The following is a 22724-nucleotide window of genomic DNA, read 5'->3' on the forward strand; positions in this document are numbered from 1 at the left end:
ATTTGCGCGGCCACGCTATGCGGCGGGCGCTTAAGGAAGGTTGAAAAGAGCCGGGCATCCATCTGGAATGACTCGGAAAACGTGGCCTGGCGGCTGCCTTGTGAACGCTGTTGTCGGATTAGCGTTTACGCCAGGTGTCTTGATATGGTGAACGGATTTCCAGTTGCTCGCGCGCCTGCGTCAGGGCGCCTGGCCGGCCGTCGCGACGATTTCCTCCGCCAGAAGCGCGATGCCTGACGTCTGTGTTGAGCCGGCGGTCTTATCGCATCGGATGCAAGGAGACGCAAAGGGCGAGCAGGCGGTCACATGACTCAGGCGTCAGCTCAGCGCGATACGTTCTCCCGTTGCCGCCGAGCGTTTTACCGCATCGATCACCCTCAAGGTTTCGAGCCCCTCACGCCCGCTGACAAGCGGCGGTTCGTCTCCGCGGATCACCTTGCAGAATTGCCTGATCTGCAGAGCGAGCGGGTCCTCGTCGTCGACCTCGATACGCTTTTGGTCAAACGGTTCCCACCAGCTCCGTTTACCGGGATTGCGCCAGACCTCGAGTGACGGAACAGCCAGCGACCCGTGCGTTCCTCCGATCATGTAACAGGATTGCTCGGTTTTGGGGTAAGCCGGATTCTCTCCGGTTGTCATCTCCCAGCTCCACGGTGCGACCACCGCGTCGGAGACTGTCGCAGTTCCCAAAACTCCATTCTTGAACTCGATCAGGATGACAGCCGTTTCCTCAACCGCGTTGCCGCGCACCGCGTTGGACTCGCGTGCCTGAACTGCGGCGACATCGCCGAAAAGGTAGCGCAGATTATCGACATCGTGGATGAGATTGAGGAAAACCGGCCCCGCACCGCGCTCGCGACGCCACGGGATGTCGAAGTAATCGTCGGGCTTGAACAACCAGAACATCGCATTGACAACAAGAACGCGGCCTAGCTTCCCGCTTTCGATGATTTCCTTTGCCTTCCGCATCATCGGATTGTGTCGGCGGTGATGGCCGGTCAAAAGAGGAACACCTTTTGCCTCTGCCGCTGCGATCAGCTTTTCCCCGGCTATAATGTCGTCGGCGATAGGCTTCTCGATGAGTGCGGCAACGCCGGCTTCAACGGCTTCCAACCCGTTCTGGACGTGAGCCTGGTTGGGCGTGGCCACGATGATCCCGTCAGGTCGGTCTGCGGCAATCATCTGCGCCAGGCTTGTGAACCACTTCACGCCGGCTTCCTTGGCAATGGTCTCGCCAACCGGCGTAGGATCGACCACGGCACTGAGTTGCGCCGAGGGCTCGGCGAGGACGTGCTGAATATGGCGCTTGCCGATGAGACCTGCGCCAAGCACGGCCAACTTAACTGGTTGGGTCATAATCACCTCAGCCCTTGCTCGCCGCATTGATCATCGTCGCCGCGCGCCGGATGCCAAGCTGGTATCCTTCTGTTCCAAGGCCGCAGATCACGCCGTCCGCGCGGTGCGAAACGAACGAATGGTGCCGGAAGCTTTCGCGCTTGTGCACATTCGAGATGTGGATCTCGATCACCGGCCCTTCGAACGTGTTCAGAGCGTCGAGGATGGCGAGCGAGGTATGGGTGAAGGCTGCCGGATTGATGACGATGCCCGCACCGTCTTCGCGCGCCTCGTGAATCCAATCGATGATCTCGTATTCCCGGTTGCTCTGATGAAAGCGGATTTCATGGCCGAGCTCGGCTGCCAGCTTGCGGCAGTCCGCCTCCACGTCTGCGAGCGTTTCATGCCCGTAGATATGCGGCTGGCGTTTGCCAAGCAGATTGAGGTTTGGTCCATTGAGAACGTAGATAAGGCTCATAGTGCCCTCCTTGAGCACGCTGTTCTGGTCAGGCGAATGCGATTGCTTGAACGGCAAAATCAGGGTCCGACTCATAGAGATCTGCGCGCAAGCCGAGCCTTCCCGCTTCGAGAGCAGGCGCGGCGATCGTCCGCGCCGCCTCGAGAACGGCAGCAAGAAGCTTCTGCTTGGTCTCCGCGGTACGACCCGGTGCCATCCGCACAATGATTTGGATGAAATGATGATCGACATGCTCATCGCCCACGCAGGAATATGTCGCCTCCCGCGCAAACGTGCGCACGGCGGAAGGTTTCACAAGGCCGCCATCGCGAACGCAGCGATGCACGGTGAGCGTCAGTCGGTCCATGGCTACATGCTCGCCTGCGCCCCGGCTATAATCGATGATGATGTGCGGCATTTGGGATCTCCCCATCAAGCCGACAGGCGGCATAGATCCGTAAAGTGACGGGACATGCGCTCTGCGTCCGGTGCTATCCCGGTGAACAATTCGAAAGCTGCTGCTGCCTGGTAGACGGTCATGCCGCCGCCACGAAGGGTCCGGCAGCCTCTTCTTTCGGCGAGTGCAAGGAGCTCTGTGACGAGTGGCATATAGACGATGTCGGCGACCCAATGCCTTGGCAGAAGCCATTCCGGATCGATCGGCAAACCTGGATGGCTCTTCATACCCGTCGGCGTAGCGTGGATAAGGCCGTCCGCGGAGCGCAGCGCGCTGCCGACATCCGTCGTGGCACGCGCGCATTCCCTTGAGAACCGATCGTTCAACTGCCGAGCCAAGGTTTCTGCCCGTTTCGAATCCTGGTCGAAGATCGACAGTCGCTCAATACCGAGCTTGATTGCGGCATGCGCCACGGCGACACCGGCGCCGCCGGCGCCAAGCAGGACGGCATGCGACCTCGCGACGTTCGTAAGGCCGCGCTGGAAATTCTCATAGAAACCGTACCAATCGGTGTTGTGGCCGATCCTCTCGCCGTCACGAAAGACCACGGTGTTGACCGCACCAAGCATCTCCGCATCCTCCGAAAGGCGATTGAGATGGGCGATCACCGTCTGCTTGCACGGATGCGTAATGTTGCTCCCGGCAAAACCGCGCCGCTCTTCCTCGTCCAGGAGATCCGGCAACGCCGAGGCGGGAAGGCCTCGCTCGGCGAAGTCGAGAAGCTCGTAGCGGTAATCGAGGCCCTGGTGTCGAGCCTCCATTTCGTGGAGCGCCGGGGACTTTGACATTTGGATGTCGGCCCCGATCAGTCCCACAAGAAATTTCTTGTCGTGCATTGGTATCGCCTTCGAACGTCAATGATGGGCAAGGATTTCGCCGAGGAAGGTTTTCGTGCGTTGGTTCTTGGGAGACTTGAAGAAGACCTCCGGTTCGGCCTCTTCGACGATTTCTCCGGAGGCCATGAAGATGACGCGATCAGCGACCTGACGGGCAAAGCCCATTTCGTGTGTGACACAGATCATCGTCATGCCGTCACGGGCGAGACTGATCATCGTGTCGAGCACCTCCTTCACCATTTCAGGATCGAGGGCAGAAGTCGGTTCGTCGAAGAGCATGACCTTCGGCTCCATGCAGAGCGCGCGAGCGATGGCAACGCGTTGTTGTTGTCCGCCCGATAGCTGCGCGGGATACTTGTCCGCCTGGTCGAGGATCCGAACGCGCTCGAGATATTTTCGCGCCAGTCGCACGGCATCAGTGTGGCTTGTGCCTCGAACACGCATCGGGGCGAGCGTACAGTTCTGAAGTACGGTCATATGGGGGAAGAGGTTGAAGCTCTGGAAGACCATTCCCACTTCGCGACGTATCGCATCGATGGATTTGGTGCTTCCGTCCAGTACCTGACCCTCGACGACGACCTTGCCTTCCTCGATCGTCTCAAGGGCATTGATGCAGCGAATGAGCGTAGATTTCCCGGACCCTGACGGCCCGCAGAGGACGATTTTTTCGCCTTTGCGGACCGACAGGCTGATGGATTTCAATGCATGGAAAGCGCCGTACCACTTCTGCACGTCCTCAAGGGAAATCAGCGTCGGTTGATCGTTTGCGGAATTGAGCACGGAACTCTCCATTTGGGCTTTAATTGACGGTGAACGGGATGTTCGGAATTGATTCCGGGAACTTCGGCAGATCGATCGCCATCCACTTCTTCGTGATGGCAGCCAGCTCACCATCGGCCTTGATCTTGTCGACGAAGGCGTTGACGGCTTCGTTCCAGTCCTTCTCGCCGAGACGGGTCCCGACGCCGTTGTAGGTCGTCAGAAAGTTAATCTTGCGTTCATAGGTGCCGGCACTCGCCGCATCCAGACGCTGACCATAGAACTGGTTGCCGCCAACCGCCTTTACCTGTCCGGAGATGAGAGCCTGGATGGTTGCGGCGTCGTCATCGAAGCGGCGGACCGTTGCGGTGGATCCGACGGCGTCCGTGACGGCCTTATCCTGCGAACTGGACTTTGGAACACCGATCTCCCATCCCGCAACGTCTTCAGGCTTCGCAACGGTGTCGGACTTCGCTGCATAAAGCGAAATCGTGTTAGCGGCGTAGGGCTTGCTGTATTGAATTGATTTCGCGCGTTCTTCCGTCATTGCCATCGTTGCGAACAGGATGTCGACTTTGCCGGTCGTGAGCGCCGGAATTCGGTTGGCGACGGCGAGCGGCTGGAACTGAACCTTCACGCCCAATTCCTTGGCAAAAAGGTTGGCGATGTCAGCGTCGAAGCCATCCTGTACGCCGCTTGTGTTGACGAACCCCCATGGCGCATTGTCGCCCTGGATGCCGACCACGAGCGTGCCCTTTGCCTTGATTTCCTCTACAGTTGCCGCAGAGGCGGCGGCAGCGCCAACGGTTGCGAAGGCAACGGTTGCCAGTGCAAGTCCGAGAAAATTCCTACGATTGTTATGCATGTTTGTCCTCCTCCTTGAGAGTTTTGCTTCGAGCGAAGCGGCTAGCGGGCAGCTTTCGCCATCCGTTTTTCGAGGCTGCTTCCGGCATGGGAGAGCGGCCAGCAAATGATGAAGTAGATTGCCCCGACGATTCCGAAGACGAGCAGCGGACGATAGGTCTGGTTTGAAATGATCTGCCCGGCGCGAGTGAGCTCAATGAAGCCGACGATTGCCGCCAGCGACGTGCCCTTGATGAGCTGGACAAGGAAACCGATCGTGGCCGGCATCGAGATTTTCAGGGCCTGCGGCAGGATGACGTCTTTCATCCGCGAGACATAATGCAGTCCGAGGGCGTTGGCGGCTTCCGTCTGGCCCTTCGGAACAGCCTCGATGGAGCCGCGCCAGATTTCGCCCAGGAAAGCACTGGCATGGAGCGTGAAGGCGATTGCCACCGCGATCCACGCATTGACCTCGATGCCCAATAGCGCAACGCCGTAATAGACAACGAAGAGCTGCATCAGAAGGGGCGTGCCCTGGAAGAGGCCGATATAGCCTGCGGTGATCCTCCGGGCGACCTTCGTCCCCGAGGTGCGCAGCAGCGCGATGAGGATTCCGAATATCCCGCCACCGATGAACCCCACGATCGCGAGCAGAACAGTCCACTTCAAACCCTGCATCAAAAAGAAGAATTCATTTTCGCCGATGGGACCCATGGCTGCCTCCTATCGCGTCGGGTAGTTGAAGTAATTGCGAGAAATGAGGGCAAAGAGGCCCATCATCAGGGTCGATATAGCCAGGTAGATAGCGGTTACCGTGAAATAGACCTCGAAGCTGCGGAAGGTGTCAGACTCAATGCGCTGAGCGGCCGAGGTCAGTTCATAGGCGGCGATTGACGTGCAGACGGACGTTGTCAGTGTCAGCATGATGAACTGGCTTGTGAGCGAGGGATAAATCGCCCGCAGTGCCGGCTTGAGCACGATGAGCCGGAAGACGTCCGCCTTGTGCAGACCAAGTGCGAAACCTGCCTCGATCTGGCCGCGCGACACGCTTTCGACCCCGCCTCGGATGATCTCGATTGCGTAAGCCCCACCATTGATGCCGAGGGCAATGATGGCCGTAACGGTCGGATTGAGGCGGATGCCCGTGAGAGGAAGGGCAAAATAAATAAAGAAGATCTGCACCAGGAATGGCGTATTACGCACAACCTCGACGAAGACGATTACAAGAGTGCGCGTGATCTTCCTCTTGGAACTCCTCGCAACAACGCCCAGGATTCCAATGACGAGTGCGAGGAGCATCCCGGCCAACGCGAGGCCAAGCGTTCCAAGCGAACCCCATAGCAATTCCGGGGCGCGGTCCAGGACCGCACCGAAATCGAACGTATAACGCATGTAAGACTTCCTCCTCCCGACCGGCGTGCACCGCGTCGGCGCCGGATCAATGATCCGGTTTCAAAATTCCCAGTACGCAGTCATGCAGATGTTTTAGATGCGCCTCCGGGCCCATCGGCCCGACGAGTGGCACTTCAACCGAGATGGCAGCGCCGTATTCGGTTGCGACGCAGAGGTCCTTCAACGGCAATTCGCCTTCTCCCGGAGCGAACCTGCCGCTTCTCGCCTCGGCGATCATTGCGTCCGATGTTTCGGGAGCCGGCCCGCGGACGTCGCAAAGCTGGACGTGTTTTACCTTCCCTGCATTTACGCGAAGCTCGTCGATCGAGGCTCCGTTTCGAAAGAAGTGAATCCCGTCAACGAGGACACCGGCGTTCTCTGCACCACAGGAATTCACGACCGCTACGCTGTCGCGAAAGGTTCTGACTGCCCGCCAGCCCATATTTTCGATGTCGACGGACATGCCATATCGAGCCGCGAGGGCGCAAAAGTCCGAAAGGTTTGCGGCAAGACGGCCGCCGTCGCGATCATCGCCGCAAACACTCAGCCGGCGCGCGCCTATGTTCGCAGCGGCTGCCACGGTCGCCTCATGGGAGGCCGCAACGAAGCTTTCGTCGATCACGAAGAACTCGATATCGAACACCTTGACGCCTTCGCCATCGGCAATTGTCTTGAATTCCTGGGCGCTGTGACTGCCCACCGGCAACTCGTAGAAAGGGGCGCCGGGGAAGGCAGGATGCAGACGCAGACCTATCGACGTAAAACCCGCCCGAGCAGCCGTCACGGCGAATTCATTGGGCGGCAGCGCGATGGATGAAAAATGTGCCACGCCCAGCTCAAGCCTCGGTCCTGGCGTCGCGACCGTCATTACAAAATCCCCTTTGTTGAGAGGTGACTACGCAGGTTGGTTCCCGTGCGGTGGATATGCTGACGCAACATATCGCACGCATAGTCCAGATCCCGCGCGACGGCTCCCTGAGCAATCTCACTGTGTTCCTGGCTGACGTTGCGGTCACCCGACGTGCGGGTCAGAAACACCCGGCGATAACGGTCGTTGAGATTGAGAAGCAGTCTGCAGAAATGGAGCAGGATCGGCTTCCCGCAGCCAGAGATGAGTGTCAGATGATATTCGCGGTGGAGTTCTTCCCAGCGCTCCAGCGTCTCTGGCCGAGCCGCGTCGCGCTCGGTGCGGTTAAGGCGATGCAGCGCGCGCATGACGTTGCCCTCCCATTCCACATCGCCGAGCCGCATGGACTCGCGAAGCGCAAAGACTTCAAACTCCTCGCGCAGGGTGGTGATCTCTTCCAGATTGGCCAAGGAAATTGCTGAAACGCGGTAGCCGCGATTGTCCTCGAACTCCACCAGACCGTCCGATATCAGCCGTGCCAATCCTTCACGCAGCGGACTGAGGCTTACGTTGAACGTCTTGCGCGCCTTGTCGAGATTGATCTTGCTGCCGGCTTGAAGTTCGCCGGAGATGATCGCCTCGCGAAGACGGGATGCAAGCTGGCTCCCAATTGTGTTTTTGCCGTCATCGAGAAAGCCAGAAGACGATGGAGCATCTTCTGTCGTCGGAGCAAATGCGCCGTCGTCATCCGGTACCATTGTTCCTCCAAGGCCCCAAATTAATTGTCGATGATCGATACAATAAACGATTATTCATGTCAACTTACGACCGTTGAAATTTGAGAAAAGCCACACCCGGATTCCCTTTAAGCAAATAAAGCATAATTAATTCAATGGTATAAATGCCAACATCCCTTTCCCCTTGGCTTCCCTGGGTCGCGAGATCGCATGGCGGCCTTGACAGATAATCGATTATTTGGATAGTCGTGAAAATCGGGAGGTAACCCACATGGTGATCAAAACTGAAAGCGATCTGACGCCAGCCGTCCTCGCTGTGATGAATCGCACTGAAGACCCTCGCCTGCGAGAAATCCTCGTGGCGATGGTCAGGCATCTTCATGCCTTCGTGCGCGAGGTACGACTGACGGAGGTCGAGTTTCGGGAGGCGACAGCCATGCTGAATGAGATCGGCAAGCTGCATACCGATCACCACAACGAGTTTGTGCTGATGGCCGGTTCCCTTGGCGTGTCTTCACTTGTGTGCCTGCTGAACAATGGTGACAGTGGACAGACCGAAACCTCCCAGTCGCTGCTGGGCCCATTCTGGCGCCTCAACTCTCCGCGGGTCGAAAATGGAGGATCGATCATTCGATCCGAAACGCCGGGCACTCCCTTGTTCGTGCATGCCAGGGTCGTTGACCGCGACGGCAAGCCAATTGCCGGCGCCGAAGTGGATGTCTGGCATGCATCTCCCGTCGGTCTCTATGAAAACCAGGATCCGGACCAGGCCGAGATGAACTTGCGCGGCAAATTCATCACCGACGAGCAAGGTCGGTTCTGGTTCAGGACCGTCAAGATGGTCGGATATCCGATACCGGTCGATGGTGTGGTCGGACGCCTGCTCAAAGCGCAGGGACGCCATCCGTATCGACCAGCGCACCTGCACGCACTGATCTTCAAACATGGATACAAGACGCTGATTTCCCAGGTCTTCGACCCTAGCGACCCGAACATCGACTCCGATGTTCAGTTCGGTGTCACGGCAGCGCTGACCGGCGACTTCGTTCGTCATGAGGAGCCCCATCCGAGCGAAGCGGATATTCCTGGTCCGTGGTTCTCGCTCGACTACACCTATGTCATGGAGCCCGGCGAAGCGCTTTTGCCGCGCCCCCCGATCAAATAAATCGCGATCACCAGAGCAAACGATATGATCACAGAAGAAGAACGCCGGGCAGTGGCAGACGCGCTGCTCAATGCTGAAATCGAGCGCGAGCCGATCATGCAGCCCAGCAAGACCTACCCTAACCTCGAACTCGAGGACGCCTACCGAATTCAGGCTTTGTGGGCTGAGGCGAGAGTAGCCAAGGGCGCACGGATCGTCGGGCACAAGATTGGCCTGACGTCCCGCGCAATGCAGATGGCTTCGAAGATGACGGAGCCGGACTACGGCTGCATCCTTGACGACGCAGTTTACAACGACGGAGCGCAGATCAGGGCTGACTTGTTCATCAAGCCGCGCCTCGAGGTCGAGCTGGCCTTTGTAATGGGTGAGGATCTCGTCGGGCCCGGCACCAGGATTTATGACGTCATGCGCGCGACCGAGTTCGTTGTGCCTGCGCTCGAGATTATCGACTACCGGACCCAGGTCCCTCGAGCGATCACCGATACCATTGCAGACAACGCAGCTTTCGGCGCCCTCGTCGTTGGCGGCCGTATCATTCGCCCGATGGACATCGATATCCGTTGGGTCGGAGCGACTCTTTCCAAGAACGGCATTATTGAGGAATCGGGCGTGTCGGCCGCGATCATGGGACATCCGGCAGCCGGCATCGCGTGGCTGGTCAACAAGCTTCATGCCGTGGGCGGTGGCCTGAAGAAGGGACAAATAGTCCTGGCCGGCTCCTTCACGCGTCCCGTCGATATCGCGAAAGGTGATGTGATCCAGGCCGACTATGGCCCTGTTGGCTCCATCGGCGTGTCGTTCGTGTGAGGTGCCAGATGGAACATCCTGTCAATCGGTTCAAGCAGAAGCTTCTTGCTGGTCAAAGTCAGATCGGCCTGTGGTGTGGCTTGCCGGGAAACTACGCCGCGGAAATCGTCGCGCCTTCAGGTTTCGATTGGCTCCTGTTCGACACGGAACATTCCCCGGGTGACGTTCTGACCGTACTGCCGCAATTGCAAGCGGTCGCACCCTACGACGTTTCCCCAGTCGTCCGCCCTGCCATCAACGATCCCGTCCTCATCAAACGTTTCCTGGATATCGGCGTTCAGACACTGCTCATTCCCTACGTTCAGAACGCGGAAGAGGCGAAAGCCGCAGTCGCGGCCGTGCGATATCCTCCTGATGGAATTCGTGGTGTTTCTGCCCTGACGCGTGCCACTCGTTTCGGCCGAGTTGCGCACTATGCGCAAAATGCGGAACGGGAAATTTGCCTGTTGCTGCAAGTCGAGACGCGGGAAGCGCTTGGCAACCTGGAGGCGATTGCCTCGGTAGAGGGAGTGGATGGCGTATTCATAGGACCGGCAGACCTGGCAGCAAGTTTCGGACACAGGGGCCAACCGAACCACCCGGAGGTGGTCGATGCAATTGTCGACGCGATTGAACGCCTGAAAGCGCTGGGCAAGCCTGCGGGCATTCTTACCCCGGATGAGAAGTTCGCGGCACGGTGCATCTCACTGGGAACGCTATTTACTGCCGTTGGTGTCGACGTCGCTCTGCTGGCGAGGGGATCGGAAGCACTCGCGGCACGGTTTGCATCGCAAGGAGCGGACCGCAATGCCGCAACGTGACGAACTCCTCGCTGAAATCGCACCGACGGGAGTCATCAGGGCGGCGGTCAACATGTCGAATGCCGCACTTGTCCAACTCGATCCAGTGACAGGCACGCTAACAGGGTCGAGCGCGCAGATAGCGGTCGAACTGGCAGCAGAACTCGACTGCGGCCTGTCGCTGGTTCAATACGGATCGGCCGCGGACATTCTTGCGGCTGCCGAAGGTAACGAGTGGGACGTTGCGTTCATTGCATCCGATCCATCACGTGCCGATAGGTTCTCCTTCTCGCCCCCCTACACCACGGTGTCCGCCAGCTTTCTGGTGCCAGACAGTAGCCCGTTAGGCAGCTTGGAGCATGTCGATGTCGAAGGAGTGCGCATCGCCGCCGCCAGAACCGCTGCGTATACAAAGCAGCTTGAGCGATTGGTTAGAAATGCAATCGTCCTCCATACCGAAAATCCCGCCTCCGCCCTGGATATGCTTGTATCCTCCGAGTGCGACGCGGCTGCGGGCTTGACGGAGTCCCTGTCACGTTTTTGCGAAAAGAACCCAGGTTTCCACGTCGTTGATCGGGCATTCTCGAAAGTGCCTCAGGCGATCGCTGTGCATCGGAGGTGCGTTCACGCTTCAACCTTTCTGTCGGACTTCATCCAGCAGCATTACGGTGCAGGTAAGCCGAACAACTGAAGTAGTTGGCGGGACTTGGGAGGAAGCCAGGTCGAGGGGACGCGACACGTCAAGTCCCCAATGGTGATGGAATCCTCTTCCCCCTCAAGCGTTCGCACTCGCAGTTCATGCTTCGTTGAGCCTCAGGTACGTTGTCGCGCAACTCTTGTTCCGGAGGGTTGGCGGTGGCCGCGCCCTGGATCATGGGCGTTTGCCTCGCAGCAGGCCATACGGCAGGCCTTTTCCTATCACCATCACGACCGCTCACTCCGGCTTCAAAAGCAAACCCGTCGCAAGCGCCTGAAAAGCCTCCACCGCCTTGGGCAACACGCCCTGCGGATTGTCACTCGCGGCGATCCAGAGGGCGGCATTAAGAGCGGCGCCGCTGAGCAACCGAGCCGCCGCTTCCGCGTCAACAGGCTTGAGGATGCCTTGCGCGATGAGGCGCTCGACGGCGCTTTTGGTCACCTGCAGGCAACTGTTCTGGCTTGGCCATTGCGAGGGATCGCCCAGGACTGCGGGTCCGTCGAGCAGGACGATGCGTTGCACCTCGGGATCAAGCGCCATCTCGATATAGGCCGCCCCCTCCGCCATGAGGCGCTGCCAATCATCACCCGCCGCCCGCGCCCCGATTTCCTGAGCGCGCGCCGCCATTTCCGTGTCCATCTGATCGACGACCGCCGCCAACAGCCCGCGCTTGTCTCCGAAATTGTGATAGAGCGCGCCGCGCGTCAGGCCGGCTTCGGCCGTCAGGTCGTCCATCGATGCGGCCGTATAGCCCTTTTTCGCAAAGGCCTTGCGCGCCGCCGCGATCAGCTTGACGCGGTTTTCCTGCATCGTCTCGTTTCGACTTTTCGCCATCGCAACCTCGATTTTTCACATACGCGACGTATATCAACTTGACATACGAGGCGTATGCGAGATATTTCCATACGCCTCGTATATGAAATATGGCGCCATCTGTGAAGCGTTTCCAGCATCATTGATCGCCACCAACAGAAGAGAGATCGAAATGACAAAGCCCCAGCCAATCTTCCCCACCGGCAGGCACGACCTTTACGAGAAGCACGGCTATTCCGCCGCCATCAGAACCGGCGATCTACTGTTCGTCTCCGGACAGGTCGGCAGCCGCCTCGATGGCACGCCCGAACCCGATTTCGAAGGCCAGGTGCGGCTTGCCTTCGAAAACCTGAAAGCCACGCTTGCGGCAGCAGGCTGCACGTTGGATGATATCGTTGATATCACAAGCTTCCACACCGACCCGGAAAACCAGTTCGCAACCATCCTCGCCGTCAAGCAGGAGGTTTTCAGCAAGCCGCCCTACCCGAACTGGACGGCACTCGGCGTCAACTGGCTCGCCGGCTTCGACTTCGAGATCAAGGTCATTGCCCGTATTCCGCAAGCGGCGTGATCGGCTGCCCGGCCTGCTCGCAAAGCCAGGCGCAGAACTGGCGCGGCGCGAGCCGCGCGTCATCGGCGCGCATCAACGCAAAATGCCAGGCCGGCCCGCTCAGCACATAGGGGAAAGGGGCGATCAGCAGCCCCATCTCCACAAACGGGCGAAACAGCAAGGGCGACAGCAGCGCCACGCCTGCGCCCGCCACCGCTGCATGGGCGTCCAGCTCATGCGTGGGGTATTCGACCGCTGCGAAGCGCAGATCGCGCGGCGGCTCGCATCCGGCGCCCCTGAACCATTCCTGCCAATCCGGATGCGGCAACAGCTCGAAATCGGCGAGCGCGCCGGGCGCCTCCAGCCTCCGCGTTCCGAGCAGACGTGGCGCCAGCATGGGCGTCACGTCAACCGGCGCGAGCCGGTATTCCTCAAGCCCTTCCCATCCGCCGAGGCCCCTCCTTATGGCGACGTCGAAGGCGCTGGGATCGCGAAGATCGGGGGAGACGTCGACCTCGATCGGCAATCCCCCGGCCAAGGAATAGCGCGCCAGCCGAGGCGCCAGCCAGCGCGAGGCGAACGTCGGAGGTGCCGTCAATCTGAGCGGCGGCGTCGCAGCCTGAAACTCATCGAGCGCGCCGGCAATGCCATCCAATGCCGCGCGAATGCGACCGGCCAGCTGAGCGGCCGCAGCCGTCGGGACGACGCGCCGCCCCGCCCGCATGAACAAGGGCTGGCCAAGCTCGGCCTCCAGCGTGCGGATCCGCAGACTGACGGCCGCAGGCGTCACACACAACCGTTCGGCGGCGCGCGCAAAGCTGGAGGCGGAAACGCAGGCTTCCAGAATTCGCAGAGACTCCAACGGCGGCCGCATGATCTCTTCTCTTTTGATGAGTTTTGCTTGTGAGGATCTCAAGCAAAGCGCGTTTTGGGGACAAGGCGCCTTCAGCTAGAGCTTGTCGGGCAAACTGTAGAGCAGCTTTGCGATCACGATAGACGCAAAACCGAAGACCTCAAGCGCGGCAGGCGGATCTGAAAGATTGCGACGCGCTTTAAGGCTTCATGCAAACAATAGGCGATCTCCCATGCCCCTGCAATCCAGGCACCTGATGACACTCTTCATCACCCTTCATCCGGCCCTCGATCTCGGCCCGACGCCGGCGGGCGGCCGCCGCATATTTCCCGTGTCCGGCGGCCATTTCCGGGGCGAGCGGCTGAAGGGAGAGGTGTCGCCGCTGATCGGTTCCGATCTCCTGCTCGCACGCGCCGACGGCACGGTGCAGCAGGATGTCCGCCTCCTGCTCGTTGCTGACGACGGCGGTCTGATCCTGATGACCTATCGCGGCGTCAGACGCTCCTCCCCATCAGTCGATGAGCGCCTCGCGAAGGGCGAAGCGGTCGATCCCTCGGAATATTATCTCCGGTCGACCCCATATTTCGAAACGGCGGCGCCACAGCACGCATGGCTCAACCAGATCGTCGCGGTCCAGCAGGGCGGCCGGCATCCGGGCGGTGTCGAATACGACGTCTTCGAAATTCTATGAGTTCAGCCGCACCATTCCGGCGCATGCCGGAATGGTGAAACGACAGCTCTTGGCGGATATTGTTGAGAAACTCGATCGACTGGCTGCCGTCCAGCCGTTTGAGCATTTTTGGGCAGTGAGCTATGCGTTGCTGGTCCTCGCGCCTCGCGTCGAAATCGACAACTAGCGACGACCGACGCGGTTAACTGGACCACCTTTGTTTACAGCAGTTCCTTGCGTCACTGTCCCACGCGCTGCACGAGCAACCGGGCGCGGCCTCAGTACCACCCCGGGTCTTACGACGCAGCCCGCCGGATAACTGATATATTGACAATAGACGACAGCATTTGCGGTATCCATAGGCGGCGCCGTAAATCCAATCGTTAGAAAGGCAAGTGACGCGGCGGCAATTCTTTTCATATTGTCCTCCTATGTCCTCGATACTTCCCAGAAGTGCTACGGTTGCTCCCACTTCCACGGATAGGCCTGTGGAATGATCAATGACATTGAACAAGCCAGGTGCGTACGAACGCTTTGATGATGCGGAGCGTCAGAACTGGTCATGGCAGGCCCTCCCACAAACGGCCGTATCATAACATTCGAACCAATTCTTGGCCCGTAACATCACGTAGAATCGGTTCCGTGCTGCGGTGCCAGGAGCGTGATTGGGCTGCGGCTGCCGATCAGCGCCGGGAGCGGACCGACCGGTTCCGGCCCCAAAGCGGCCACGACCTCCCTTCGGGTGGAGCATCTGCCACCGAATTCCGGTTCAGAGCCGCAACGCCAGCTTGCCGATGCTGGAGCGGTCCTCCAATGCCGCGAGCGCCTTCGGCCCGTCGGCAAGTTCGTAGACGGTTGGCTGGACGGGGGGCAATATGCCTGCGCCGATGAGTGCGAACAACTCGCCCATGACGGCACCGAAGATCTCAGGCGCGGCCTGGATCAGCGCCCCCATGTTGAAGCCGATAATGTGGACCTGATGTTTATAGACGAGGTTCCAATTGGTGAGCGATGCTTTGCCGGCGGGCAATCCTGTCACGACGACGCGGCCGCTGACGCGCCGCGCTGACGCCAGGCTGGCCTCAAAAGTCTCACCCCCGACCGACTCGATGACCAGATCCGCGCCGGCGTTGCCTGTCAGACCAAGCACTTCGGCGGCGATATCGGCGGTGCGGGAGTCGAGGACGTGATCGGCACCCAGGGATCGCACGATCTCGTGCTTTTCCGATGAGGCGGTCGCAATCACGGTCGCGCCATAGTGCTTGGCGATCCTGACCGCGGCTTGGCCGGTAGCACCCGCCGCCGCATGGATCAGCGCGGTCTGACCCTTCTCGATCTGCCCCAGCAGCTTGATCGCCGCCACTGCCGTCGGCAGGTTCACGACCAGGCCAAGCGCCTGCTCGTCCGACCAACCCTTGGGGACCGGTACTGCAGCCATCGCCGGAAGCACCATGTAGTCGGCAAAGGCGCCATATCCGACCCCGATGACATGAGCGCCGGGCGCCGCCGTCGTCACCCCTCGCTGGGAATCACGACCTCACCCACCCCCTCGAAGCCGGCAATATAGGGAGGCTGCGGGCCTCCGCGAAACGTGCCGTAGGCCTGGGAGATGTCGGCCATGTTGATACCGCCGGCAGTGACGCGGATGAGGATTTCGCCGCGACCGGGAACCGGCACCGGCGCATCGGTGATCATCCGCAGATCCTGCGGGCCGTTGAAGGATGTCTGCTGCAAGGCACGCATGAAGGCGGGGACGCTCATTGGGATCGGTCCTTGTTCAAGGTGATAGCGAGATTTGTTTGTCGATCGACAAATAAATAAATGCATGGCGCTCCGGCATTCGTCAAGCTATAGTTTGTCGATCGACAAACAAAACGGAGATGAGATGGCGACGCGCGGCAGGCCGATGACATTTGACCGGGACGTCGCTTTGCGAAGCGCCATGGACCTGTTTTGGGAGCGCGGCTACGAAGGAACCTCGATGAAGGACCTGAGCGAAGCCATGGGAATTGCTTCGGCCAGCATCTATGCCTCTTTCGGAAGCAAGGAAGCCCTGTTCCGGCAAGCCGTGGCCCTCAATGCCGCGACCCAGGGGCAGCCCCCGAGGCTCGCACTTGCCGAGCAGCCCACGGCCTGCGCGGCGATCCACGCCATGTTGCGCGCCGTGGCCGATACCATCACCATTCCCGGTTCGCCGCGTGGATGCATGCTGGTCCTCGCAGCGCCGACCGGCGCGCTGGAGAACCACCCGATACGGGAATTCCTGGCCGACGTTCGCCGGGCGCAATTCGAGGAGATCAGGGAGCGGCTGGTCAGAGGGGTCCGTGATGGCGACCTCGCTGCCTCGACCGACAGCCTGACGGCCATCGCCCGCTACTATACCACGGTGATGCACGGCCTATCGGTGCAGGCGCGCGACGGCGCAAGCCGCGCCGAACTCGAGACGGTCATCACGCTCGCCATGGCCGCCTGGAAGACGCTGGCACCGGATGGTCCCGAGGGTCAGCAGCCGAATTAGGCCGCGGGCACAGCCCGACTTTGCGACCGTCGCAAAAGTCGGCAACTGCCGGTTTCGCAAATTCTTGCCAATCCGCTTTTAGTGGGTTGACTTAGAGTGCGCTCTAACCGGTAGCTTCCCATGCGTCGTGACGAAAGAAGGGCGTTTATGAAGATTGGCGAACTGGCAAAGCGTTCGGGACTGTCAGCCTACACCATCCGCTATTATGAGCGGATCGGGTTGCTGCCCCATGCCGACAGAGACCAATCGGGCCAACGTGATTACGACGCATCAATCCTGACCTGGATAGAGTTTCTCGACCGTCTCAAATCGACCGGGATGCCTATTCGGGAAATGCTGCGCTACGCAGCTCTACGGGAGCGCGGCGTCGGCACGGAAGCGGAGCGCGGCGCGCTGCTTGAACAGCACCGTGAACGTGTCCGTGCCCATGTGGCCGAACTGCAAGCCTGCCTTCTCGTCCTCGACGCCAAGATTGCCGGATATGCCGGCACGGAACAGAGGAACAATGACCATGACGCACCAATCCCCGAAGACAGGCGAAAGCCGGCTGGAACGCGGCAAGCGGGCGCTCGCTGAAATCGACGGCGCTGCCGGCCACAATGTCATCGCCGCTCTGGCGGACATCGCCCCCGACTTCGCAAATTACGTGTTCGAGTTTCCATTTGGCGACATCTACAGCCGCCCGGGCCTCGATCTGCGCGCCCGCGAGATCGCCACGATCGCGGCGCTGACGGCGATGGGAACCGCCACTCCTCAACTGAAGGTTCATATAGAAGCGGGCCTGAACGTCGGTCTGACCAGGGAGGAAGTTACCGAGATCATGATACAGATGGCCGTTTACGCCGGTTTTCCAGCAGCACTCAATGGCCTGTTCGCAGCCAAGGAAGTCTTTGCGGCCCGGTTCCCCGCACCTGGCGAGCAGGAGCAATCGATCGAACACCCGTTTTCAAGGTAAACGCTAGCATCGGGCACCACTGCCGAGACGCCGCGCGCCCTGAAGCGGATCATGTCTTTCGCCAGGCGACGATCCAGGGCCGGCATCTCGGCGACCGCCCTTTCCCCAGCCCCCAATTGTGACGTTTTCGCATCACTTTCCGTCAGGTTGTAATTTCCCGCTTGGCAATGGCGAATTCCTTCGTTACATAAAGCTCACCGCTCCAGATCGAACATAAGGGAGGCGTTGCATGCGACCAGCAAACATCGAAACCTTCCCATGGGGAATGAACCTACACTAGGTCATTTCCATTCGCGGCCCGCCACGGGCGCGATATGCGGTTTTTCCTCCTCATGGCCCGATTGATCTGACGGGATCACTGTGTCTCCCGCGCGGGCCGTGTCTTTTAACTCTCTATTTTGAGGACCGGTCGCCGCATGGCGCCGGGCGATTAAAATGACTCGCAAGAAGCTCGATTTCCGCGCCGATGCCTATCGTCACGTGCTCGGCTTTGTTTTCCATCATTGGACCCATCGGCCTTTGCTGGTGGGTGGCATCATCGTGCTGGTGATCGCAAGCACGCTGGCCGAGGTCATGGTGCCGGTATTTTCCGGCCGGATCGTCGATGCCATCGCCGGCGGCAATGCGGCCGATGGCGCGCTCAGCGCCTTCGTCATCGTCGTGGCTCTGGGCCTCACCAGCGTCGCGCTGCGCTGGTTCATCTTCAACGGCATCGTCAAGCTGACGCTGCGCACCATGGCGGATGTGGTCAATAACGGCTTCCACAAGGTGCAGCGTTTCTCCACAGACTGGCACGCCAACAGCTTTGCCGGCTCGACGGTGCGCAAGATCACCCGCGGCATGTGGGCGCTGGATTCGCTGAACGACCTGCTGCTGGTCGCGCTCTTGCCCTCCATCGTCATGCTGGTCGGCGCCAGCATCGTGCTCGGCAGCTACTGGCCGGTCATGGGCCTGATCGTGAGTGCTGGATCGCTGATCTATATCGGCGTGACCGTGGGGCTTTCCACCGGCTTCGTGTCGCCGGCGGCAAGGCTTGCCAATGCCTGGGACACCAAGCTCGGCGGCGCGCTCGCCGACGCCATCAGCTGCAACTCCGTGGTCAAGGCCTTCGGCGCCGAAAACCGCGAGGAAAAGCGGCTCAGCCACGTGCTCGCCAGATGGGACAGCCGCACGCGGCGGACATGGAAGCGCGGCAACCTGAGCGGCACGCTCCAGGGCTTCCTGATGGTCTCCATGCAGGCGGGCATCCTGGGAACGGGCCTCATCATGTGGCGGCAGGGGCTGGCGACGCCTGGTGACATCACCTTCGTGCTGGCGATGTTCTTCGTCCTGCAGGGCCATCTGCGCGATGTCGGCCAGGACATCCGCAATCTGCAGCGGGCCGTCAACGACATGGAGGAACTAGTGCTGCTCGACAAAACGCCACTCGGCGTCGACGACAGGCCGAACGCCACGCCGATCAAGGTCGAGAGCGGCGAGATCGTCTTCGATCGCGTCACCTTCCAGTATGGCGCGCATCCCACCCCGCTCTATGACGACTTCTCGGTCATCATCAAGCCGGGGCAGCGCGTCGGGCTGGTGGGGCATTCGGGATCGGGCAAGACGACCTTCGTCAAGCTCATCCAGCGCCTCTATGACGTGAACGCGGGCGCCATCCGCATCGACGGTCAGGATATCGCGCGGGTCAGGCAGGCAAGCCTGCGCAGCCAGATCGCCATCGTGCAGCAGGAGCCGATCCTGTTCCACCGCACGCTGGCAGAAAACATCGCCTATGGCAGGCCGAACGCCACGCGGCGCGAGATCGAGCAGGCGGCGAAACAGGCGAGCGCCCACGACTTCATCATGGCCCTTCCCAAGGGCTATGAGACGCTTGTGGGCGAACGCGGCGTCAAGCTCTCGGGCGGCGAGCGCCAGCGCGTCGCCATCGCCCGCGCCTTTCTCGCCGATACGCCGGTGCTGATCCTGGACGAGGCGACCTCGAGCCTCGACAGCGAGAGCGAAGTGCAGATCCAGCAGGCGATGGAACGCCTGATGGTCGGCCGCACCACGCTCGTCATCGCCCATCGCCTGTCCACGGTCCGCGCACTGGACCGGCTGCTCGTCTTCGACAAGGGCAAGATCGTCGAAGAAGGCGACCACCAGGCGCTGATCCGGCTGCATGACGGCATCTATCGCCGGCTGTTCGAACGCCAGGCGCTGGAACTGACCAAGGGTCTGGTGGCCTAGAACAGAAACGCCAGGGCTGATGCCCTGGCGTCAGCTTGATTACATCCCATGCACCATCAGAGTAGCGTCCTTCACCGGATTTCGCTCTATTCCTCTCTCATCCTCGCGAGGCCGAAAGGGAACGGACAAGGCGACTGCTTGCTCCCTCATTCCTGTGCTCGTCACAGGAATCCAGTGCGCCCAAGTCCTTGGGCGCGAAAGGCTCTCTTGCTTCATTCACGGCGCGGACGCGCCGTGGCTGGCTTCCTGTGACAAGCACAGGAATGAGGGAGCTTGGAGAAACGTTCCTTCTAAATTTTCTGCTGGCATTGCCGACAGCTGTGCATCGGCGGAGAAGGTGAGAGGCAGCCATCGGCGCGAACTGGATAGCAACGGCCTCGTGCCGAGGATGACGTCGGGGTAAACGACGAGGTTCGGCGCCAGGGCTGATGCCCTGGCGCTCATCGGGCACGAGGCCCAAGGGGAACGGGCAAGCTCTCCAAACTCCCTCATTCCTGTGACGAGCACAGGAACGAGGGAGCGTGGGAATGCTCCCGATAAATAACTCTCCACGGGCGTTGCCGACATGCCCCAGCGCGGCGCGAAATCAAGCCGGAACGTAAGTCAACCTGATCACGTCCTCGTCCATCCGGTCCGTGGCCGTCAGGCGCAGCCGCGATCGCGGGCCGGCGAAGAACGGCGTGCCCTGCCCCACCACGACCGGGTGCAGGTAGATCTGATACTCGTCGATCAGGCCAAGTTCGGTCAGGCTTTGCGCGAGCTTCGGGCCGGCAACTCCGATCCCCCCGTCGCGCCCGGCCTTCAAGGCGCGGATCGCGCCCTCGAGATCACCTTCGATAAGCGTGGCGTTGGGGCCGACAGACTTCAGCGTGCGCGAGACGACCCATTTCGGCAGTTTCCGCCACGCCGCCGCGAAGGCCTGTTCGTCCGCACTCCATTCGGGATGTTCGTCGTCCCAGTAACGCATGACCTCATACATCTTGCGGCCGTACACACTGCCCGCAGAGCGATCAACCTCCTCGATGAAGTGGCGGAAGAGCGCAGGGCCCGGCGCGAACGCCATATGATCGACGTAACCGTCCAGCGACTGGTTCATTCCGAAGACGAGCTTGGCCATGTCAGCTTCCTTCTCGATGGCATATTCGGAGAGTCTGATTGCATCATGCAATCAGTTATGGACGAGATCAACCGGTTTTATGTCACGATTGATTTTTAGAGTGCGCATGCCTGGGCGGATTATTGAAGAAGAATACGTATCTGCCGGTTCATGATCTGGCTGAAGACGGCGGAGTAGATGGGACGGCTTGACCAGGATGGAGCAATTTCACCGAGGTAGCGGACTTGGATGAGGGGTATCTGGTATGTCGATCTTGCTGAGAAGCCTGTCGCTGCTGGTTGGGATAACATTGGCGGTGCCGGCCTTTGGCAATTGCCTGACCGCCAACGAGACCAGACAGGGCGTGCTGCTGACCAGAGAAGCGCCTTTCTATTCCGTATTCTACAAGCCCGACGGCTCGCGTCTCACCGAACAACGGCTGATGGAGCGCGACGGTTCGCTGCAGCCGGTGTCGGCCGTCTATCTGCACCCCTTGCTCGTCGAAAAGAGAGTGAGTGCCAGCGGGACGCATGAGCTGAAATACGCGAATGCGATCGCGTTGGACGATCTACCGGAGAAGAAGAACTGGCAATCCGACACCACGCTTTTCATCAATGGCAAAAAATCCGATTCAGGCACGACTTTTATGAGGTTCGACGGCTTGGGAGAGGAAACGATTGCATCTTGTTCCTACAAAGTCTGGGCCATCAACAGCCGTCTGAAACTGACGGAATTGCCTCCGATTATTTTCGAACAATACTATTCCCCCGAACTTCATCTCGTTCTTCGTTCGGTAAGGCTGAGCGCCTCCAACCGGCCGTTGAACGAGGTTCGATTTGACCGGTTCCAAATCGGCTGGGGCAACTGATCGATCATGGCTGACACCCCTTTCGTCATGCTCGGGCTTGTGCCCCAAGCATCTGCAACCGGTCGATAGGGCAGCCGATCCTCGGCATAAGCCGCCTTGTCCGTTCCCTTGCCGACCCGGGCCGCCGGCGGCGCGAAATCAAGCCGGAACGCAAGTCAGCCTGATCACATCCTCGCCCATCGGCTCGCTTGATGTCAGGCGCAGCCGCGTTCGCGGGCCGGCGAAGAATGGTTTGCCATGACCCACCACCACCGGGTGCAGGTAGATCCGATACTCATCGATCAGGCCAAGATCAGTCAGGCCCTGCGCCAGCTGCGGGCCGGCAACTTCGATCTCGCCGCCGCGCTCGGCCTTCAACACGCGGATTGCGCCGCCAAGATCACCTTCAACGAGCGTGGCGTTGGGGCCGACCGATGTCAGCGTGCGCGAGACGACCCATTTCGGCTGCTTCCGCCACGCCGCCGCAAAGGCCCGTTCCTCCGCGCACCATTCGGGATGCTCCTCGTCCCAATAGCGCATGACCTCATACATCTTGCGGCCATAGACACTGCCCGCCTGCCGCTCGGTCTCCTCGATGAAGTGGCGGAAGAGCCCCGGCCCCGGCGCAAACGCCATATGATCGACATAACCGTCCAGGGACTGGTTCATTCCGAAGATAAGCTTGGCCATGTCAGCTTCCTTCCTCGATGGAGTATGCGTGGGAGTCTGATTGCATTATGCAAGCAGTCATGAGGGAGAACAACTGGTTTTATTGGGCGCCGGCTCGGGAGAGCACGCCCGCCAGAATATTCGCCGCCCGCCTGCCATAAGCCATCTTGGCCGCGGGGATGTGGTGAAGACTAATGCCGTGATGTCCAGCGAGGGACGGCTTTGGGGCCGAAGGCGGACAAGCAGCTCTGAGCTCAATACCTACGAAAGCCCACATTAGCTTGGTCGTTGGATGGGACAACCCAATCTTCGTTAGAGGTAAGGACCTTACGGCGCTGCACATTAAGCGCCGCAAAGACAGCCTCGCATTTTTCGGGAGCTGGCGAGGAAAATACGCCTGGTTGCACTGACTCAGT

28 protein-coding genes are annotated in these 22724 nt (G+C 60.0%); 11 read left to right on the forward strand and 17 right to left on the reverse strand.

What is annotated here, in order from left to right; genetic code table 11:
• Nucleotides 1-318: 318 nt before the first annotated feature.
• The 10 genes from NE852_RS13650 to NE852_RS13695 are packed head-to-tail and all read right to left on the reverse strand — an operon-like array spanning nt 319 to nt 7684.
• Nucleotides 319-1356 carry a Gfo/Idh/MocA family protein gene (locus NE852_RS13650; protein WP_037174702.1) on the reverse strand — a complete coding sequence of 346 codons (1038 nt, stop codon included), beginning with the start codon at nt 1354-1356 and terminating at the stop codon, nt 319-321.
• Nucleotides 1357-1363: 7 nt separating this feature from the next.
• Nucleotides 1364-1813 carry a type II 3-dehydroquinate dehydratase gene (gene aroQ, locus NE852_RS13655; RefSeq protein ID WP_008533779.1) on the reverse strand — a complete coding sequence of 150 codons (450 nt, stop codon included), beginning with the start codon at nt 1811-1813 and terminating at the stop codon, nt 1364-1366.
• A gap of 28 nt (nt 1814-1841) precedes the next feature.
• Nucleotides 1842-2210 carry a 5-carboxymethyl-2-hydroxymuconate Delta-isomerase gene (locus NE852_RS13660; RefSeq protein ID WP_008533778.1) on the reverse strand — a complete coding sequence of 123 codons (369 nt, stop codon included), beginning with the start codon at nt 2208-2210 and terminating at the stop codon, nt 1842-1844.
• A 14-nt stretch (nt 2211-2224) separates the two neighbouring features.
• Nucleotides 2225-3085, reverse strand: a complete 861-nt coding sequence (locus NE852_RS13665; protein ID WP_008533777.1) for a shikimate dehydrogenase — start codon at nt 3083-3085, stop codon at nt 2225-2227.
• A gap of 18 nt (nt 3086-3103) precedes the next feature.
• Nucleotides 3104-3877, reverse strand: a complete 774-nt coding sequence (locus NE852_RS13670) for an amino acid ABC transporter ATP-binding protein (protein WP_308821660.1) — start codon at nt 3875-3877, stop codon at nt 3104-3106.
• A 7-nt stretch (nt 3878-3884) separates the two neighbouring features.
• Nucleotides 3885-4709 carry a transporter substrate-binding domain-containing protein gene (locus NE852_RS13675; protein ID WP_008533775.1) on the reverse strand — a complete coding sequence of 275 codons (825 nt, stop codon included), beginning with the start codon at nt 4707-4709 and terminating at the stop codon, nt 3885-3887.
• Nucleotides 4710-4750: 41 nt separating this feature from the next.
• On the reverse strand, nt 4751-5401 hold the full coding sequence (locus tag NE852_RS13680) for an amino acid ABC transporter permease (protein WP_008533774.1): 651 nt from the start codon (nt 5399-5401) through the stop codon (nt 4751-4753).
• A gap of 9 nt (nt 5402-5410) precedes the next feature.
• Nucleotides 5411-6079 (reverse strand): amino acid ABC transporter permease, encoded by a 669-nt coding sequence (locus NE852_RS13685; protein ID WP_008533770.1) that lies wholly within the window; start codon nt 6077-6079, stop codon nt 5411-5413.
• A gap of 46 nt (nt 6080-6125) precedes the next feature.
• Complete coding sequence (locus tag NE852_RS13690) at nt 6126-6947, reverse strand: sugar phosphate isomerase/epimerase (RefSeq protein WP_258155689.1); 822 nt, start codon at nt 6945-6947, stop codon at nt 6126-6128.
• Nucleotides 6947-7684 carry a GntR family transcriptional regulator gene (locus NE852_RS13695; protein WP_008533768.1) on the reverse strand — a complete coding sequence of 246 codons (738 nt, stop codon included), beginning with the start codon at nt 7682-7684 and terminating at the stop codon, nt 6947-6949. The genes NE852_RS13690 and NE852_RS13695 overlap by 1 nt, the downstream gene beginning before the upstream one ends.
• Before the next feature lie 250 nt (nt 7685-7934).
• On the opposite strand from NE852_RS13695, the gene NE852_RS13700 reads away from it, so the two are divergent.
• From NE852_RS13700 to NE852_RS13715, 4 genes are read left to right on the forward strand one after another with little or no spacing between them, the layout of a single operon-like run.
• Nucleotides 7935-8828 carry an intradiol ring-cleavage dioxygenase gene (locus NE852_RS13700; RefSeq protein ID WP_008533767.1) on the forward strand — a complete coding sequence of 298 codons (894 nt, stop codon included), beginning with the start codon at nt 7935-7937 and terminating at the stop codon, nt 8826-8828.
• Between the two features lie 24 nt (nt 8829-8852).
• Complete coding sequence (hpaH, locus tag NE852_RS13705) at nt 8853-9635, forward strand: 2-oxo-hept-4-ene-1,7-dioate hydratase (protein WP_008533766.1); 783 nt, start codon at nt 8853-8855, stop codon at nt 9633-9635.
• Between the two features lie 8 nt (nt 9636-9643).
• A complete protein-coding gene (hpaI, locus tag NE852_RS13710; protein ID WP_008533765.1) occupies nt 9644-10435 on the forward strand; it encodes a 4-hydroxy-2-oxoheptanedioate aldolase in 792 nt (263 codons plus the stop codon).
• Nucleotides 10422-11105: a transporter substrate-binding domain-containing protein gene (locus NE852_RS13715; protein WP_008533762.1), complete on the forward strand. Its 684-nt coding sequence runs from the start codon at nt 10422-10424 to the stop codon at nt 11103-11105. Before hpaI ends, NE852_RS13715 begins: the two co-directional genes overlap by 14 nt.
• Nucleotides 11106-11348: 243 nt before the next feature.
• Here the strand turns inward: NE852_RS13715 and NE852_RS13720 are convergent, their stop codons facing one another.
• Nucleotides 11349-11945 carry a TetR/AcrR family transcriptional regulator gene (locus NE852_RS13720; RefSeq protein WP_008533761.1) on the reverse strand — a complete coding sequence of 199 codons (597 nt, stop codon included), beginning with the start codon at nt 11943-11945 and terminating at the stop codon, nt 11349-11351.
• A 151-nt stretch (nt 11946-12096) separates the two neighbouring features.
• Here NE852_RS13720 and NE852_RS13725 point away from each other — a divergent pair, with 151 nt between their 5' ends.
• A complete protein-coding gene (locus NE852_RS13725; RefSeq protein WP_258155691.1) occupies nt 12097-12495 on the forward strand; it encodes a RidA family protein in 399 nt (132 codons plus the stop codon).
• Here NE852_RS13725 and NE852_RS13730 read toward each other — a convergent pair.
• Complete coding sequence (locus NE852_RS13730; RefSeq protein ID WP_258155692.1) at nt 12467-13348, reverse strand: LysR family transcriptional regulator; 882 nt, start codon at nt 13346-13348, stop codon at nt 12467-12469. The genes NE852_RS13725 and NE852_RS13730 overlap by 29 nt on opposite strands.
• 211 nt (nt 13349-13559) lie before the next feature.
• Between NE852_RS13730 and NE852_RS13735 the strand changes: the two genes are divergently transcribed.
• The gene (locus NE852_RS13735; RefSeq protein ID WP_008533757.1) at nt 13560-14018 is read left to right on the forward strand and encodes a DUF3237 domain-containing protein; all 459 of its coding nucleotides are present in this window, start codon (nt 13560-13562) and stop codon (nt 14016-14018) included.
• Nucleotides 14019-14180: 162 nt separating this feature from the next.
• Here NE852_RS13735 and NE852_RS32745 read toward each other — a convergent pair whose 3' ends face one another.
• The 3 genes from NE852_RS32745 to NE852_RS13745 all read right to left on the reverse strand — a co-directional run bounded on the left by NE852_RS32745 (nt 14181) and on the right by NE852_RS13745 (nt 15758).
• Complete coding sequence (locus tag NE852_RS32745; protein WP_112547924.1) at nt 14181-14417, reverse strand: hypothetical protein; 237 nt, start codon at nt 14415-14417, stop codon at nt 14181-14183.
• A 349-nt stretch (nt 14418-14766) separates the two neighbouring features.
• Nucleotides 14767-15513: a zinc-binding dehydrogenase gene (locus NE852_RS13740; RefSeq protein ID WP_205621990.1), complete on the reverse strand. Its 747-nt coding sequence runs from the start codon at nt 15511-15513 to the stop codon at nt 14767-14769.
• The gene (locus NE852_RS13745) at nt 15510-15758 is read right to left on the reverse strand and encodes an alcohol dehydrogenase catalytic domain-containing protein (RefSeq protein ID WP_205621989.1); all 249 of its coding nucleotides are present in this window, start codon (nt 15756-15758) and stop codon (nt 15510-15512) included. The genes NE852_RS13740 and NE852_RS13745 overlap by 4 nt, the downstream gene beginning before the upstream one ends.
• Before the next feature lie 124 nt (nt 15759-15882).
• Here NE852_RS13745 and NE852_RS13750 point away from each other — a divergent pair, with 124 nt between their 5' ends.
• The 4 genes from NE852_RS13750 to NE852_RS13765 all read left to right on the forward strand — a co-directional run bounded on the left by NE852_RS13750 (nt 15883) and on the right by NE852_RS13765 (nt 19696).
• Nucleotides 15883-16515 (forward strand): TetR/AcrR family transcriptional regulator, encoded by a 633-nt coding sequence (locus tag NE852_RS13750; RefSeq protein ID WP_258155693.1) that lies wholly within the window; start codon nt 15883-15885, stop codon nt 16513-16515.
• Between the two features lie 147 nt (nt 16516-16662).
• Nucleotides 16663-17091, forward strand: a complete 429-nt coding sequence (locus NE852_RS13755) for a MerR family transcriptional regulator (protein ID WP_008533755.1) — start codon at nt 16663-16665, stop codon at nt 17089-17091.
• Nucleotides 17027-17470 (forward strand): carboxymuconolactone decarboxylase family protein, encoded by a 444-nt coding sequence (locus tag NE852_RS13760; RefSeq protein WP_052034589.1) that lies wholly within the window; start codon nt 17027-17029, stop codon nt 17468-17470. The genes NE852_RS13755 and NE852_RS13760 overlap by 65 nt, the downstream gene beginning before the upstream one ends.
• 435 nt (nt 17471-17905) lie before the next feature.
• Nucleotides 17906-19696, forward strand: a complete 1791-nt coding sequence (locus NE852_RS13765; protein ID WP_258155694.1) for an ABC transporter ATP-binding protein — start codon at nt 17906-17908, stop codon at nt 19694-19696.
• Between the two features lie 586 nt (nt 19697-20282).
• Here the strand turns inward: NE852_RS13765 and NE852_RS13770 are convergent.
• Complete coding sequence (locus NE852_RS13770; RefSeq protein WP_008533748.1) at nt 20283-20813, reverse strand: dihydrofolate reductase family protein; 531 nt, start codon at nt 20811-20813, stop codon at nt 20283-20285.
• A 244-nt stretch (nt 20814-21057) separates the two neighbouring features.
• On the opposite strand from NE852_RS13770, the gene NE852_RS13775 reads away from it, so the two are divergent.
• Entirely contained in the window at nt 21058-21660 is a 603-nt protein-coding gene (locus NE852_RS13775; RefSeq protein ID WP_008533744.1) for a hypothetical protein, read from the forward strand.
• Between the two features lie 138 nt (nt 21661-21798).
• Here NE852_RS13775 and NE852_RS13780 read toward each other — a convergent pair whose 3' ends face one another.
• Nucleotides 21799-22329, reverse strand: a complete 531-nt coding sequence (locus NE852_RS13780; RefSeq protein ID WP_008533743.1) for a dihydrofolate reductase family protein — start codon at nt 22327-22329, stop codon at nt 21799-21801.
• Nucleotides 22330-22724: the final 395 nt, after the last annotated feature.

This window comes from Rhizobium sp. Pop5 (assembly GCF_024721175.1).
Classification (GTDB): Bacteria; Pseudomonadota; Alphaproteobacteria; order Rhizobiales; family Rhizobiaceae; genus Rhizobium.

Bases quoted from the DNA above. Each gene is read 5' to 3' on its own strand.
- NE852_RS13660 (WP_008533778.1), bottom strand. From the start codon at position 2,210: ATGCCGCACATCATCATCGATTATAGCCGGGGCGCAGGCGAGCATGTA.
- NE852_RS13675 (WP_008533775.1), bottom strand. From the start codon at position 4,709: ATGCATAACAATCGTAGGAATTTTCTCGGACTTGCACTGGCAACCGTT.
- NE852_RS13650 (WP_037174702.1), bottom strand. From the start codon at position 1,356: ATGACCCAACCAGTTAAGTTGGCCGTGCTTGGCGCAGGTCTCATCGGC.
- NE852_RS13770 (WP_008533748.1), bottom strand. From the start codon at position 20,813: ATGGCCAAGCTCGTCTTCGGAATGAACCAGTCGCTGGACGGTTACGTC.
- NE852_RS13745 (WP_205621989.1), bottom strand. From the start codon at position 15,758: ATGAGCGTCCCCGCCTTCATGCGTGCCTTGCAGCAGACATCCTTCAAC.
- aroQ (WP_008533779.1), bottom strand. From the start codon at position 1,813: ATGAGCCTTATCTACGTTCTCAATGGACCAAACCTCAATCTGCTTGGC.
- NE852_RS13700 (WP_008533767.1), top strand. From the start codon at position 7,935: ATGGTGATCAAAACTGAAAGCGATCTGACGCCAGCCGTCCTCGCTGTG.
- NE852_RS13775 (WP_008533744.1), top strand. From the start codon at position 21,058: ATGTCGATCTTGCTGAGAAGCCTGTCGCTGCTGGTTGGGATAACATTG.
- NE852_RS13765 (WP_258155694.1), top strand. From the start codon at position 17,906: ATGACTCGCAAGAAGCTCGATTTCCGCGCCGATGCCTATCGTCACGTG.
- NE852_RS13725 (WP_258155691.1), top strand. From the start codon at position 12,097: ATGACAAAGCCCCAGCCAATCTTCCCCACCGGCAGGCACGACCTTTAC.
- hpaH (WP_008533766.1), top strand. From the start codon at position 8,853: ATGATCACAGAAGAAGAACGCCGGGCAGTGGCAGACGCGCTGCTCAAT.
- hpaI (WP_008533765.1), top strand. From the start codon at position 9,644: ATGGAACATCCTGTCAATCGGTTCAAGCAGAAGCTTCTTGCTGGTCAA.
- NE852_RS13780 (WP_008533743.1), bottom strand. From the start codon at position 22,329: ATGGCCAAGCTTATCTTCGGAATGAACCAGTCCCTGGACGGTTATGTC.
- NE852_RS13715 (WP_008533762.1), top strand. From the start codon at position 10,422: ATGCCGCAACGTGACGAACTCCTCGCTGAAATCGCACCGACGGGAGTC.
- NE852_RS13695 (WP_008533768.1), bottom strand. From the start codon at position 7,684: ATGGTACCGGATGACGACGGCGCATTTGCTCCGACGACAGAAGATGCT.
- NE852_RS13665 (WP_008533777.1), bottom strand. From the start codon at position 3,085: ATGCACGACAAGAAATTTCTTGTGGGACTGATCGGGGCCGACATCCAA.
- NE852_RS13755 (WP_008533755.1), top strand. From the start codon at position 16,663: ATGAAGATTGGCGAACTGGCAAAGCGTTCGGGACTGTCAGCCTACACC.
- NE852_RS13735 (WP_008533757.1), top strand. From the start codon at position 13,560: ATGCCCCTGCAATCCAGGCACCTGATGACACTCTTCATCACCCTTCAT.
- NE852_RS13670 (WP_308821660.1), bottom strand. From the start codon at position 3,877: ATGGAGAGTTCCGTGCTCAATTCCGCAAACGATCAACCGACGCTGATT.
- NE852_RS32745 (WP_112547924.1), bottom strand. From the start codon at position 14,417: ATGAAAAGAATTGCCGCCGCGTCACTTGCCTTTCTAACGATTGGATTT.
- NE852_RS13730 (WP_258155692.1), bottom strand. From the start codon at position 13,348: ATGCGGCCGCCGTTGGAGTCTCTGCGAATTCTGGAAGCCTGCGTTTCC.
- NE852_RS13720 (WP_008533761.1), bottom strand. From the start codon at position 11,945: ATGGCGAAAAGTCGAAACGAGACGATGCAGGAAAACCGCGTCAAGCTG.
- NE852_RS13690 (WP_258155689.1), bottom strand. From the start codon at position 6,947: ATGACGGTCGCGACGCCAGGACCGAGGCTTGAGCTGGGCGTGGCACAT.
- NE852_RS13750 (WP_258155693.1), top strand. From the start codon at position 15,883: ATGGCGACGCGCGGCAGGCCGATGACATTTGACCGGGACGTCGCTTTG.
- NE852_RS13685 (WP_008533770.1), bottom strand. From the start codon at position 6,079: ATGCGTTATACGTTCGATTTCGGTGCGGTCCTGGACCGCGCCCCGGAA.
- NE852_RS13760 (WP_052034589.1), top strand. From the start codon at position 17,027: ATGACGCACCAATCCCCGAAGACAGGCGAAAGCCGGCTGGAACGCGGC.
- NE852_RS13680 (WP_008533774.1), bottom strand. From the start codon at position 5,401: ATGGGTCCCATCGGCGAAAATGAATTCTTCTTTTTGATGCAGGGTTTG.